Source organism: Paenarthrobacter sp. NPDC091711 (assembly GCF_044756605.1).
In the GTDB taxonomy this organism is placed as follows: Bacteria; Actinomycetota; Actinomycetes; order Actinomycetales; family Micrococcaceae; genus Arthrobacter.
This window is the reverse complement of the sequence record NZ_JBIVTF010000006.1, coordinates 59,014-71,164: the sequence shown is the minus strand read 5'-3', so window position 1 is coordinate 71,164 and position 12,151 is coordinate 59,014. Positions and strand designations below refer to the sequence as shown.

The 12,151-nt window shown below is 61.5% G+C and carries 12 protein-coding genes and 7 tRNA genes; 8 read left to right on the top strand and 11 right to left on the bottom strand.

Going from position 1 to position 12,151, the window contains the following annotated elements; translation table 11 throughout:
- Window positions 1-12: 12 nt before the first annotated feature.
- Both ACIQH5_RS11450 and ACIQH5_RS11445 read right to left on the bottom strand, forming a co-directional pair.
- Window positions 13-474 carry a SufE family protein gene (locus tag ACIQH5_RS11450; RefSeq protein WP_400403215.1) on the bottom strand — a complete coding sequence of 154 codons (462 nt, stop codon included), beginning with the start codon at window positions 472-474 and terminating at the stop codon, window positions 13-15.
- A 91-nt stretch (window positions 475-565) separates the two neighbouring features.
- Window positions 566-1,492, bottom strand: a complete 927-nt coding sequence (locus ACIQH5_RS11445) for a sulfurtransferase (protein ID WP_400403213.1) — start codon at window positions 1,490-1,492, stop codon at window positions 566-568.
- Between the two features lie 208 nt (window positions 1,493-1,700).
- Between ACIQH5_RS11445 and zapE the strand changes: the two genes are divergently transcribed.
- The gene (gene zapE / locus ACIQH5_RS11440; RefSeq protein WP_062065995.1) at window positions 1,701-2,741 is read left to right on the top strand and encodes a cell division protein ZapE; all 1,041 of its coding nucleotides are present in this window, start codon (window positions 1,701-1,703) and stop codon (window positions 2,739-2,741) included.
- A 37-nt stretch (window positions 2,742-2,778) separates the two neighbouring features.
- Here the strand turns inward: zapE and ACIQH5_RS11435 are convergent, their stop codons facing one another.
- The 9 genes from ACIQH5_RS11435 to ACIQH5_RS11395 all read right to left on the bottom strand — a co-directional run bounded on the left by ACIQH5_RS11435 (window position 2,779) and on the right by ACIQH5_RS11395 (window position 6,756).
- On the bottom strand, window positions 2,779-3,996 hold the full coding sequence (locus ACIQH5_RS11435; protein WP_400403210.1) for a benzoate/H(+) symporter BenE family transporter: 1,218 nt from the start codon (window positions 3,994-3,996) through the stop codon (window positions 2,779-2,781).
- A gap of 134 nt (window positions 3,997-4,130) precedes the next feature.
- A complete protein-coding gene (locus ACIQH5_RS11430; protein WP_400403207.1) occupies window positions 4,131-4,364 on the bottom strand; it encodes an antitoxin in 234 nt (77 codons plus the stop codon).
- A gap of 95 nt (window positions 4,365-4,459) precedes the next feature.
- Window positions 4,460-5,914, bottom strand: a complete 1,455-nt coding sequence (locus tag ACIQH5_RS11425; RefSeq protein ID WP_062065989.1) for an amino acid permease — start codon at window positions 5,912-5,914, stop codon at window positions 4,460-4,462.
- 179 nt (window positions 5,915-6,093) lie between these two features.
- A tRNA-Gly gene (locus tag ACIQH5_RS11420) sits at window positions 6,094-6,169 on the bottom strand.
- A 56-nt stretch (window positions 6,170-6,225) separates the two neighbouring features.
- Window positions 6,226-6,300, bottom strand: a tRNA-Val gene (locus ACIQH5_RS11415).
- Window positions 6,301-6,323: 23 nt separating this feature from the next.
- Window positions 6,324-6,396: transfer RNA gene (locus tag ACIQH5_RS11410), tRNA-Gly, on the bottom strand.
- Between the two features lie 57 nt (window positions 6,397-6,453).
- A tRNA-Val gene (locus tag ACIQH5_RS11405) sits at window positions 6,454-6,528 on the bottom strand.
- Between the two features lie 38 nt (window positions 6,529-6,566).
- Window positions 6,567-6,637: transfer RNA gene (locus ACIQH5_RS11400), tRNA-Cys, on the bottom strand.
- A gap of 46 nt (window positions 6,638-6,683) precedes the next feature.
- Window positions 6,684-6,756: transfer RNA gene (locus ACIQH5_RS11395), tRNA-Gly, on the bottom strand.
- Between the two features lie 259 nt (window positions 6,757-7,015).
- Here ACIQH5_RS11395 and ACIQH5_RS11390 point away from each other — a divergent pair.
- From ACIQH5_RS11390 to rpe, 7 genes are all read left to right on the top strand, one after another.
- A tRNA-Val gene (locus ACIQH5_RS11390) sits at window positions 7,016-7,090 on the top strand.
- A 142-nt stretch (window positions 7,091-7,232) separates the two neighbouring features.
- Window positions 7,233-7,421, top strand: coding sequence for a hypothetical protein (locus ACIQH5_RS11385; RefSeq protein WP_400403203.1), 189 nt, complete (start codon window positions 7,233-7,235; stop codon window positions 7,419-7,421).
- Window positions 7,422-7,433: 12 nt separating this feature from the next.
- Window positions 7,434-8,327 carry a cytochrome gene (locus ACIQH5_RS11380; RefSeq protein WP_400403201.1) on the top strand — a complete coding sequence of 298 codons (894 nt, stop codon included), beginning with the start codon at window positions 7,434-7,436 and terminating at the stop codon, window positions 8,325-8,327.
- A 50-nt stretch (window positions 8,328-8,377) separates the two neighbouring features.
- Window positions 8,378-8,950 carry a peptide deformylase gene (gene def / locus ACIQH5_RS11375; protein WP_400403198.1) on the top strand — a complete coding sequence of 191 codons (573 nt, stop codon included), beginning with the start codon at window positions 8,378-8,380 and terminating at the stop codon, window positions 8,948-8,950.
- Window positions 8,947-9,867 carry a methionyl-tRNA formyltransferase gene (fmt, locus tag ACIQH5_RS11370; RefSeq protein WP_400403196.1) on the top strand — a complete coding sequence of 307 codons (921 nt, stop codon included), beginning with the start codon at window positions 8,947-8,949 and terminating at the stop codon, window positions 9,865-9,867. Before def ends, fmt begins: the two co-directional genes overlap by 4 nt.
- A complete protein-coding gene (locus tag ACIQH5_RS11365; RefSeq protein WP_400403193.1) occupies window positions 9,864-11,432 on the top strand; it encodes an RsmB/NOP family class I SAM-dependent RNA methyltransferase in 1,569 nt (522 codons plus the stop codon). Before fmt ends, ACIQH5_RS11365 begins: the two co-directional genes overlap by 4 nt.
- Before the next feature lie 40 nt (window positions 11,433-11,472).
- Window positions 11,473-12,147, top strand: a complete 675-nt coding sequence (rpe, locus tag ACIQH5_RS11360) for a ribulose-phosphate 3-epimerase (RefSeq protein ID WP_400403191.1) — start codon at window positions 11,473-11,475, stop codon at window positions 12,145-12,147.
- The last annotated feature ends 4 nt before the right edge of the window (window positions 12,148-12,151 follow it).

The window sequence follows — 12,151 nt, the reverse complement described above, 5'->3', positions numbered from 1 at the left end:
GGTTTCAGCCGGTCAGTTTTCCAGCCTGCTGGCTGCTGCGACTTTCCGCTTGATCCGGCCAAGCATGGCCGTCATTCCCCGCATGCGCAGGGGAGTGATGGCCCGGGTCAGGCCCAGCAATTCCGGCATATCGTCTGGAACCGCAAGAATTTCCTCGGCCGTCAAACCATCCAAGCCCTCGTGCAACACCCCTGCGAAGCCCCGGGTTGTGGGTGCTTCCGGAGGAGCTTTGAAGAAGAGCCGGTAGGCGCGGGCGCCGCCGTCGGGATTTTTCTCGGACTCGATGGTCAGAAACAGCGGTGACTGGCACTCCACAACCTGTTCCAGCAGCTCAGGGTGGTCCTTCAAGCGCTCCGGAAGCTCCGGAAGGCCTCTCGAGAATTCGAGAAGGAGCTGCAGGCGGTCAGGCTCCGTCAGTGCTTGGAAGTCATCGACGATTTCCGCCAGGGCGGTGGGCAAAGTGTTGGTACTCATCACTTCCAGCTTACGCACAACAGTGGCCAATGCAGCTTGTGTGCCGGAACACTACGGACTCCTTGTGCCTGCGGACTGGTTGCGGCTGACGCTAGTTGCGGACGAGGGAGGCCGGAACGGAACCGCGCTCAGCGCCCTTGACGATGGGAACCCGCACAGCGTTGCCCCACTCGGTCCATGAGCCGTCGTAGTTACGGACGGTGTCAAAGCCCAACAGGTACTTCAGTGCGAACCAGGTGTGACTGGAACGTTCGCCGATGCGGCAGTATGCCACCACGTCAGCGCCGGGCTCCAAGCCGGCTTCGCCCAGGTACAAGGCCTCCAGCTCTTCACGGCTCCGGTACGTGCCGTCTTCAGCCGCGGCGCGAGCCCACGGGATGGACGCGGCCGTGGGAATGTGGCCGCCGCGCAGTGCCCCTTCTTCCGGATAGGCCGGCATGTGCGTGCGCTGTCCGGTGTACTCCTCAGGGGAGCGGACATCAATCAGGGGGTTGCCCAGGTGGGCCAGGACGTCTTCCTTGAACGCGCGGATCGGGGCATCATTCCGCTCCACCTCGGGGTAGTCACCCACGGACGGCTGCGGGACGTCGGTGGTCAGTTCGCGGCCTTCGGCGATCCACTTGTCGCGGCCACCATCGAGGAGGCGGACATCCTGGTGACCGAACAACGTAAAGACCCACAGTGCGTAGGCAGCCCACCAGTTGGACTTGTCACCGTAGATGACCACGGTGCTGTCGCGGGAAATGCCTTTGGAGGCCGCGAGGGCGGCAAAGGCGGCGCCATCCACGTAGTCGCGGGTGACCTCGTCATTCAGGTCAGTGTGCCAGTCGATCTTGACGGCGCCCGGGATGTGGCCTGTTTCGTAAAGGAGAACGTCTTCGTCGGACTCCACAACCACAAGCTTGCCGTCGGCAATGGCGCCGTCGGCAATGGCTGCCGCGAGCCACTCAGTGGACACAAGGCGTTCAGGGTTTGCGTAGGCTGCAAACTTTTCGTTCTGTTCAACTGGGTAGGACATGGTGATGGCCTTTCACTGACAACGGTCGGAGCCAGGCCGTAGGAAGTGGTGCAGGTGCCGGCCGGGCGTGCTCCAACACTAACCACGGGCGGCGGGGAATGCTTCCCTGCGGTCATACGGTGAAACATGGGCTTGGTCACGTGACGGTTTCCGAGGGTCAGATGCCGGTATTCTTGCTGGGGACCTAAAACCGAAGGAACGGACCACCGTGGTAAAGATCGAACAACTGGCTGCCCGCACACCGGCAGTCTCCGTGGAGGAACTCCTCAAGGGTTTCTACCCGTCTCCGCGATTCGGAGAGGTATCGTTCGACAGCTACCGGCCCGACCCTTCGCAGCCGAGCCAAGCCAACGCCGTGAAGCTGCTGTCGGCTTTCGCCGATGGCGTGGGTTCTGAGGATGGCGGCGGTCTTTTCAAGAAACTGTTCGCCAAAAAAGCCCCGGCAACAAGGGCAGGAATCTACCTCGACGGTGGTTTCGGTGTGGGTAAGACCCACCTCCTGGCTTCTCTCTGGCACAGGTCGCCGGGGCCCAAGGCCTTCGGTACGTTCGTCGAATACACCAACCTTGTGGGTGCACTGTCCTTCCGCAAGACCGTGGAAGCGCTGAGCAGCTACAAACTGGTGTGCATCGACGAATTCGAACTTGATGATCCGGGCGACACCGTACTCATGTCCAGGCTCATGCGTGAACTGGCCGACGCCGGCGTGAAGCTGGCAGCGACGTCCAATACCCTGCCCGGTTCCCTGGGTGAAGGGCGCTTCGCTGCTGTGGACTTCCAGCGCGAAATACAGGTTCTCGCCGACCAGTTCGACGTCGTCAGGATCGACGGCGAAGACTTCCGTCACCGGGGCTTGCCCGCGGCCCCCGCGCCGCTCAAGACCGAAGAACTTAAGCACCGGATGCGCGCCGAGTTCGACGGGAAGACCGTGGCCGTTGATGATTTCCGCACTCTCGTCAACCATCTGGCCGCAGTCCACCCCAGCCGCTACCGGCAGCTCATTTCCGGCGTGGAAGCTGTGGTGTGGAGCGACGTTGAAACCATTACCGAGCAAGCTGTCGCGCTCCGCTTCGTGGTTCTAGCGGACAGGCTCTACGACAAAGATGTGCCGATCCTTGCCAGCGGCGTTCCTTTCGATCAGCTTTTCACCGAAGAGATGATGACAGGCGGCTACACGAAGAAGTACTACCGTGCAGTGTCCAGGTTGACGGCCTTGGCACGTGAAGCCCAAAACCACGAGCCCGCCTGAAAGATGTGTCCCGCCTGATGTGCGCTGACCGCGCGATTCAGGCCTTCTGAACAGCTTCGCGGCTCTTCAACATCCAGCGAACCAGGATGCCGCCTGCCAACGCCCAAAAAGCAGCGCCGACGCCGGCGACGCTCAAGCCTGATGCTGCTATCAGGAAAGTAATGCAGGCTGGTATGCGTTCCTCGGCCACAGCCAGTGCCGAGGAGATGGATGACGCCAGCGTTCCCAAAAGGGCTAGCCCGGCCACGGCCTCGAGGAGCCCTGGTGGGGCGGCAGCCGCTACGGTGACCAGGGCGGCGGAGGCAGCGGCCAGCACCAGATAGGCAATGCCTGAGACGAACGCGGCGATCCATCGCCTTCCATGGTCCTTGCCTGCCTCCTCGCCAGAGGCCAGGGCTGCGCTGAGGGCGGCCAGGTTGATCGCATGGCCACCGAATGGTGCCCCTGCAATGGTTCCCGCGCCGGTCACCAGCATGGATGGCCGCCAGGGGGTGGTGTAACCGAAGGACTTGAGGACCGCGACGCCGGGAATGTTCTGAGACGCCATGGTCACAATGTACAGGGGCAGCGCCAGGCCCACCGCAGCTTCCACGGTAAAGACGGGTGTGGTCCACTCCAGCCTTGGCAGAAGGCTGTCTCCCGGTATCTGAACACCGGTGGAAACACTGTGGATGCCGATGACTGCCAGGGCTACCAAAAGTGACGCCGGAACGGACCATCGTGGTGCGAACTTCATCAGGACAACCCAGCACAAGATCACCGGTGCGATGAACAAGGGAGCCGAACCCAAGGATTTGAAGGGTGCAAGGCATAGGGGGAGCAGCACTCCTGCGAGCATGGCTTGCGCCAGCGCAGTAGGGATCTTCGCCATGATCCTTCCCAAGACGGGCAACAGGCCCGTGAGGAGAATCAGCACCCCGACGATCAGGAACGCGCCCACAGCGGCCGGCCAGCCGCCGTCGACCATTCCGGCGGAGGCGAGCAGCGCGGCACCGGGTGTGGACCATGCGAGCGTCACGGGCATCCGGGACCGCCACGACAACCAGAGGATGCCCAGTCCAAAAGTGAGGGTCAGCGCCAGCAGGCCACTGGATGCTTGCCCCTGGTGAGCGCCCACAGCTTTCAGGCCCGCAAGGACCACAGCGAACGAGGAAGTGAAACCAACCAGCGCGGTGACGATGCCCGCCGTGATGGGCGGGCCCAGCTTCTCCTTGGGGGCGCGGCTTTGGACGGCAGGAGTGGAAGCTGAAGGCATAAGGTCAAAAGTACCTGAACGCCACGATGTTCTGGTCAAACGCCAAGGGTTCTGATTAAACGCCAAGGGCACCGGTGGCGCCTCGCGGCGGGACCGGTGCCCCCTTGACGTATCTGGTACGGCGGCTCAGGCAGCTACGGCTGCTTCGGCTCATCCGTGACGGGAGCCTGTTCAGTCTTTCCGTCGTTCTTGGCCACGAAGTCGGAAGCGGCATTCTGGACTTTGTCGACGTGACCGGCGTACTTGCCGCCAGTCTTCTGATCCACAAAATCCCCGGCCTTGTCGATGCCATTCTTGATGGCTTCTTCGTTGCCTTGAATGAGACCCTGAGCCTTGCCCTTCAGGTCGTCAATTAAACCCACGGGCACCTCCCTTCCATCGCGGAGCCAGATCGCTCCTCCGCGTCCGACCCTAACACCAGTTTTCCGAGGTGCCAAGGGTTCAGCGGACGACTGTGGACAAACTACGCCAACGGCTTACTTTCCACCTGGTGGCGTGGGCTGTTGGGGTTCATGAGGGAATGCCGGCGACCGTAGGCAAAGTAGATGATCAGGCCGATGACCAGCCATGCGCCGAACCGGACCCAGGTTTCCCAGTGGAGCTGGAACATGAGGAACGCCGATGCCAGGACGCCGAAGGCGGGGACCACGGGCATGAAAGGCAGGCGGAACGTGCGCGGCGCGTTGGGCTTGGTGTAACGGAACACGATCACGGAAATGCAGACCACCACAAAGGCAGCCAGGATGCCGATGTTCGTGAGGTCGGCAACTTCCTTGATGGGGAAGACACCGGCAAGGAACGCCGAGGCGACACCGGCGATCCATGTGACGCGCTGCGGAGTGCCATGCTTGTCAGTCTTGGCAAACCAGCCCGGCAGCAGGCCATCACGGCTCATGGAGAACCACACGCGGGTGACGCCGAGCAGGAAGGTCAGCATCACGGTGAGGATGGACAGGACCGCGAATACCGAAATGATGGTGGCGATGACAGGCAATCCGACGCCGGTGAACGCCGAAGCGAAACCTGCGGTGGGATCGATGTCCTTGTAGTTCTGCATGCCGGTGAGCACGAGCGTTGCGGCTACGTAAAGGAGCATGGCCACAATCAGCGACAGGATGATGGCCTTGGGCATGTGCTTCTTGCCGTCTTTGGCCTCTTCCGCGGCGGTGCTCATGGCGTCGTACCCGAAGACTGCGAAGAAGACAGTTGCTGCTCCGGCCAGGACCGGTCCGAAGCCGCTGGGCATGAACGGGTTGTAGTTCTCGGTGTTGATGTAGAAAATGCCCAGACCGATGATGAACAGGATCAGGATGACCTTGATGGCAACGGCCACCAGTTCAAAGCGGCCAAACGCCTTGGTGCCGCGGCTGAGGATCCAGGTCACCAGGAGGCAGACGAGGATGGCGGGGAGGTTGATGATGCCGCCTTTGCCCTCATCCGCGGTGGAAGTCATCCATGTAGGCATGTGGATTCCGATTCCGGAAAGGAAGGCATCGAAATAGCCGGAGATGCCGATTGCCACTACAGCCACAATGGCGATGTATTCAAGCAGCAGGTCCCAGCCGATGAACCAGCCGATGATTTCTCCCAAGGCCACATAGCCGTAGGTATAGGCAGAACCGGCTCGGGGAATCATGCCCGCAAACTCGGCGTAGGACAACGCCGCTGCAGCCGAAGCAAGGCCGGCGATCAGGAATGAGAAGAGAACAGCGGGACCCACACCCGGGCTGCTGTCACTGCCATGGGCTACCAGTCCGGCCAGCGAAAAGATGCCGACGCCGATAATTCCGCCCACACCAATCGCTGTGAGTTGCCAGAGGCCAAGACTCTTAAAAAGCCCGCTGTGTTTGTTTTCTTCCTCGATATCGTCGATTGGCTTGCGCCTCAGGACAGACTGGGAAGCAATCTGTTGGTTCATGGGGGTACTCCTGCCGGTTGGCGTGGAACGGTGATGAGCTCGCAGTACATTATGCGAGCCGAATCACATGAGATAAAGCGACTTCTTCCGAGCGATACCGGTAACTTCCCATAATGAATTGAGAATTCGCCGAATCCGGGCATAAAAAAAGCAGCTCCGGGGAGCTGCTTTTTTTATTCTGGAGCGGACGACGAGATTCGAACTCGCGACATCCACCTTGGCAAGGTGGTGCTCTACCAGCTGAGCTACGTCCGCATTGCTGTTTGCCGAGCTGATGCCTGGCCTACAACTACAAACAAGTTGCCTTGTTTTGGTGGGCGATACTGGGATCGAACCAGTGACCTCTTCCGTGTCAGGGAAGCGCGCTACCGCTGCGCCAATCGCCCGTTACCGGGTCCTTCAATAGGAGAGCGGACGACGAGATTCGAACTCGCGACATCCACCTTGGCAAGGTGGTGCTCTACCAGCTGAGCTACGTCCGCACATGTTGTCTGCCCGGCAGATACCTGGCCTTCAACAACAAACAAGTTGCCTTGTTTTGGTGGGCGATACTGGGATCGAACCAGTGACCTCTTCCGTGTCAGGGAAGCGCGCTACCGCTGCGCCAATCGCCCATGCATCCAGCCGAAGCTGGAAGACATGGTTTTCACCGAGGTGGGTACGGGATTCGAACCCGTGTATACGGCTTTGCAGGCCGCTGCCTCGCCTCTCGGCCAACCCACCGTGTAAGCAGGATTCCGAGGAATTCTTGCCTTGACAGTGCCTTGCGAGCGGACGACGAGATTCGAACTCGCGACATCCACCTTGGCAAGGTGGTGCTCTACCAGCTGAGCTACGTCCGCAGTGTCGTTTTGGCGGGCAGCCTCGCAGGCATTCCGTCGCTTTCCGACGAGTAAAAACTCTATAGGAGGTTGCTGCAAACTCCAAATCGGCAGCCTGCCTTTGACGGTGCAGGTGGCTGGATCCTTGTATTTACGCGGTTCCGGCGAAGTTTCATCGCTGTAATTCCACCGTTGTAGTTCGTTCGGAGTTCGGTGCCGGGCCGGACGCCGTGATCCGTTTTGCATTCCGGCAATGGTCCGTTAGTGTTTTCTATGCACCGGGCGATTGGCGCAGTGGTAGCGCGCTTCGTTCACACCGAAGAGGTCACTGGTTCGAACCCAGTATCGCCCACCACCGGTTTGAAATGAATGAACCCCGTTTGGACTGATCGGCTCGAGTAATCGACCCAGTTCAAGCGGGGTTTTTCTTTTGCCCTCCAGCTGTGCCGAAGTCCTGCGGTGATGTTCTTCATGATGCGTTTGGCGTCACGAACAACATGGTCGCGGCACCCATCAGCATGCACGAACACGACGAATCGGAAGAGCCTTCGGCTGACGCGAGCCCTGCTCCGGCTTTTGGGGACGTGGCCCTGACTGCCCCCATCCTCGCAGGCAAACTCGCCAGGCTTGCGCCGGAGCAGCTCGCGCTGATCTTTCCGCGGATGAATTCTGTCGGTCCTCTGTGACACAGTCTTTGTATGACTGCTCCACTGCTTGCCCATGCTACTGACTACGGCCGGATGTACGCCCGCTCCACAACTGAGCATTTTTCCGTGCCGTCCATCACCACGGTGATCGGACAACAGGCGCATGCCTTGGATGGGTGGTTCAGTTACATGGGAGCAAGCAGCCTGGCTGCAGATCCTGAGCTTGCTTCCATCCTTGGGAGTCCGGCCAAAATCCGTCAGGCAATCAACAAAGCCTCCAAGGCCGCCGAGGTTTACCGGGATGCGGCTGCAGCACGCGGGGATCGCGTTCATACATACTGCGAACAGGTGGCTTTGCGGGCCATGGGGCGGCCGCACCGTTTGGAGGAGTGCAGGGAGGACCTCGCAGCCCACGGCGAGCAGGCATTTGCTGCCCGCTTTGATGAGTGGTGGGAGCTCTACCGGGTGGAGCCCCTGGCGCCGGAGATCACTGTTTGGAACAAGACGGTGGGGTACGCCGGAACGTTGGACCTTGTGGCACGGATCAACGGCCGCATCTGCCTGATTGACTATAAGACCAAAGGCACCACCCGGGACGGGACGGTAAAAGCACTGGATGACAAAGTGGTCATGCAGCTCGCGGCAGGGATGAAGGCCGAAGAAAGCCTCGTGGATCCGGTCGCAGGTGAGTGGGAGCCGTGGAAATACGGTGATAGCCCGATGCTGCTTGCGGTAGCCATCGGCGAGACCGAAGTCAGGCCGCAGCGGGCCAACCCGGAGATACTCAAACACCATTGGTGGAAGTTCTGCGCTCTTCGGAGGGTGTGGGAAATGTCTGCGGACGTTGTGGCGGCCGGGCAGCCGTTGCTGCCTGTTGCTCCGCCGGTCTTCGCAGCAGCCGGCGCAGCACCTGCGGCAGCCATGACCTCAACTAAACTGGCTTAGGCTCCGCAACACCCGGAACCTGGTTTGACGATCGTGAGGACTGACAGCACATGGCAATTTTGAGTATCCGAATCATCGGGGACCCGGTGCTGCGCACCGTAGCTGACCCCGTTACCGATTTCGGACCGGAGCTCGCCAAGCTGGTAGCTGACATGACGGAAACCATGGAAGACGTTGATGGCGCCGGCCTCGCTGCCCCGCAGGTGGGCGTCAGCCAGCGGGTGTTTACGTACCGGATCGGGGGAGTGGAAGGCCACATCATCAACCCGGTCCTGGAGAACAGTGAAGATTTCCAGCCGGACGAAGTAGAGGGATGCCTGTCCATCCCAGGTTTAGGCTTCCCCGTGCGCCGCTATCAGGCCACCAAGGTTACTGGCGTGGACCTGAACGGAAATCCAGTTTCGGTGGAGGCGGAGGGCATGCTTGCCCGCTGTTTCCAACACGAGACAGATCACCTTGACGGGGTCCTCTACACGGACAGGTTGGAAGGCGATGACCGTAAGGCCGCCCTCCGGGCCATCCGGAACGCCAACTACCACGCTATTACGGAGCAAACCACCTCCCAGCGCGCTCATTCCGTAGGATCCAGCTTCGGGGGCGGCAGCTTCGGAGCTCCCGAGTGAGGGTCCTTTTCGCAGGAACGCCTGCCGTGGCTGTGCCATCGTTGAATGCGCTGGTTAAAGCGGGCTTCGAGATCGTTGCTGTCCTCACCCGGCCGGATGCGCCGGTGGGTCGCAAACGCGTCCTGACTCCTTCTCCGGTGGCTGCACGAGCCATGGAGCTCGGTATCGAGGTCATTCACGCAGCAAAGGTTGATGCCGGGACCACAGCCAAAATCGCGGAATTCGCACCCGACGTCGCCGCAATCGTTGCCTACGGTGGCATTGTTCCCAAGGCTGCCTTGGGTGTCCCAAAGCACGGCTGGGTCAACCTGCACTTTTCTCTTCTCCCCGCATGGCGCGGTGCTGCGCCCGTTCAGCGATCCCTCATCGCGGGCGACGACGTCACCGGGGCCGCTACGTTCCAGCTTGAAGAGGGCTTGGATACCGGTCCTGTGTTCGGGACACTTACTGAAACAGTTCGCCCCGGGGACACCGCAGGTGATCTCTTGGAGCGGCTGTCCATCAGCGGTGCTGTATTGCTGAGCCAGACACTTTCGGCAATCGACGCCGGCCAGGCTGCTCCTCAGCCGCAGGAGGGGGAGATCTCCCTTGCCCCCAAGCTGACCCTCGATGACGGACGCCTGGACTGGCAGCAGCCTGCCCTTGCCTTGAACCGCCGTGCGCGCGGTGTTACCCCTGAACCCGGAGCCTGGACCACCTTGGAGGGCCAGAGGATCAAACTGGAGCCAGTAGCGCTCCGGCCCGATGTCAAAGATGTTCCGCCGGGACACATCCTGGTGGATGGCAGATCAGTCCTGGTGGGCACAGGATCCCATGCAGTGGAGCTTGGCCGGATCCAACCGGCCGGTAAGAAAATGATGTCGTCTGCCGATTGGGCGCGCGGCTTGGCAACACCCGAGAGAGTGGTATTCGAATGAGCGAGTCCGGCCGGCGAGGCCCCAACAACAGCGGGAGCCGGGACGGCGGCGGGGCGGGAAACCGAGGCTCACAGGGCAACCGTGGTGCCGGCGGCGAGAGCAAACGCAACGCCCAAGGCCGGGAGCGAAACAGAGGGCCGCAGAGGGGCTTCACCAATAACGCTCCGTCGCAGCGTACGCGCCGCGCTGATCCTGCCCGACTCGTGGCCTTCGAAGTGCTCCGCGCGGTTGCTTCCGAAGATGCTTACGCAAACCTTGTGCTGCCGGCACGTATCCGGGAGCACCGCCTGGACCGTCGGGATGCCGGCTTCGCCACTGAATTGAGCTACGGGGCATTGCGTGGCCAAGGTACCTACGATGCCATCCTGGCCCGTTGCGTGGACCGTCCCCTGGAACAACTGGATCCTGCCATCCTGGATGCTTTGCGGATTGGCGCGCACCAGCTGCTTTCCATGCGCGTTCCCGCACATGCGGCGCTGGACCAGACTGTCGGCTTGGCGCGCGCGGTCATCGGAGCCGGCCCGTCCGCCCTCATCAACGCAGTACTTCGCAAGGTGACGGCCCACAGCATGGGGGAGTGGCTGGAGATTCTGCTGGATGGCGAATCCGACGAGACCAAGATCGCTGCCCTGCGCCACGCCCACCCGGAATGGATTGTCCGGGCACTTCGTCAATCATTGGTGAACCATGGGCGCCCCAAAACCGAGATTGACGCCCTCTTGGAGGCCGATAACGCGGCCCCGGTGGTGAACCTCGTGGCGTTGCCTGGTCTGGGAAATCTGGACGAGGCATTCGAGAATGGGGCCACAGCCGGTGAGTTGGTAGAGGATTCAGCTCTTTCTGCCGGCGGGGACCTCGGACGTTTTGAATCGGTCCGGCGCGGTACCACGCGTGTCCAGGACGTGGGATCCCAACTGGTGGCCCGAGCTTTGGCCGGAGTCGAGCTGGGCGGTTCTCCTGCGCAGGGCGAGCGATGGTTGGACTTGTGCGCCGGCCCCGGTGGCAAGGCCGCGCTCCTGGCTGCCTTGGCCTACCGCGACGGCGCCACACTCCTGGCCAACGAGCCGGCACCGCACCGGGCGAAACTTGTCCAGCAAGCACTTTCCGCTGTGCCGGACGAGGCTTGGGCTGTGCGGACAGGCGATGGCCGTGAAGTGGGTGCAGAGCAGCCTGAGACTTTTGACCGCGTGCTGGTGGACGTACCGTGCAGTGGCCTTGGTGCCTTGCGGAGAAGACCGGAATCACGGTGGCGCCGCTCACCCAAGGACATCGGGGACTTGGGCCCCTTGCAGCGTGACTTGTTGAAGTCCGCGCTTGATGCCGTCAAGCCCGGCGGCGTGGTGGCCTATGTGACGTGTTCGCCGCATCCGGCCGAAACCACAGCCGTTGTCACTGACGTGCTGGCCAAGCGTGCGGACCTTGAACTGCTGGATGCCGGGCAGGCGCTGGACAACGTCAGCCTGACCGGCACTCTTGACGCCGGTCACGAGCTCACGGCCCAGTTGTGGCCGCACATTCACCAAACGGATGCCATGTTTATGGCAATCATCCGCAAGAAGCCGTAGCCGCAAGGGCCACAACAACCACCGACCCGAAGGGGCTGCTTTGTCTCAGTGCTGTATCAACCCGAGCATTCTGTCAGCGGATTTCGTCAACCTTGAGGCGGAACTGCAGCGGATCAGCAATGCAGATGCCGTCCACGTGGACGTCATGGACAACCATTTTGTCCCCAACCTGACGCTGGGCCTGCCAGTGGTGCAAAGGATTCAAGCAGTCAGCCCGGTTCCGCTGGACGCGCATTTGATGATCTCCGACGCCGACCGCTGGGCACCTGCCTACGCGGACGCCGGCGTCGCTTCGGTGACGTTTCACGCCGAAGCGGCCATGGCGCCGGTGAAGCTGGCGCGCGAACTGCGGGCCAGGGGCTCCAAAGCCGGCATGGCCCTGCGCCCGGCCACGCCCGTTGAGCCTTTCCTGGACATGCTCAGCGAACTGGACATGCTCCTGATCATGACCGTGGAGCCCGGATTCGGGGGACAGTCATTCTTGGACATCACCTTGCCCAAGATCCGGCGCGCGCGGGCAGCTATCGAGGGCTCGGGCATTGGCGTCGCCATCCAGGTGGACGGTGGCATTACTGAGGAAACCATTGTGCGGGCGGCTGAAGCCGGAGCGAACGTCTTCGTGGCGGGCTCGGCAGTTTACGGGCATCAGGATCCTGCAGCGGCGATCGATCGGCTCCGTGCAGCGGGTCAGGCCGCTGCTCACACAAACTCCTGAACGC

Bases quoted from the DNA above. Each gene is read 5' to 3' on its own strand.
- ACIQH5_RS11385 (WP_400403203.1), top strand. From the start codon at position 7,233: ATGGTCGCGGCACCCATCAGCATGCACGAACACGACGAATCGGAAGAG.
- ACIQH5_RS11445 (WP_400403213.1), bottom strand. From the start codon at position 1,492: ATGTCCTACCCAGTTGAACAGAACGAAAAGTTTGCAGCCTACGCAAAC.
- ACIQH5_RS11425 (WP_062065989.1), bottom strand. From the start codon at position 5,914: ATGAACCAACAGATTGCTTCCCAGTCTGTCCTGAGGCGCAAGCCAATC.
- ACIQH5_RS11380 (WP_400403201.1), top strand. From the start codon at position 7,434: ATGACTGCTCCACTGCTTGCCCATGCTACTGACTACGGCCGGATGTAC.
- ACIQH5_RS11435 (WP_400403210.1), bottom strand. From the start codon at position 3,996: ATGCCTTCAGCTTCCACTCCTGCCGTCCAAAGCCGCGCCCCCAAGGAG.
- ACIQH5_RS11450 (WP_400403215.1), bottom strand. From the start codon at position 474: ATGAGTACCAACACTTTGCCCACCGCCCTGGCGGAAATCGTCGATGAC.
- def (WP_400403198.1), top strand. From the start codon at position 8,378: ATGGCAATTTTGAGTATCCGAATCATCGGGGACCCGGTGCTGCGCACC.
- ACIQH5_RS11365 (WP_400403193.1), top strand. From the start codon at position 9,864: ATGAGCGAGTCCGGCCGGCGAGGCCCCAACAACAGCGGGAGCCGGGAC.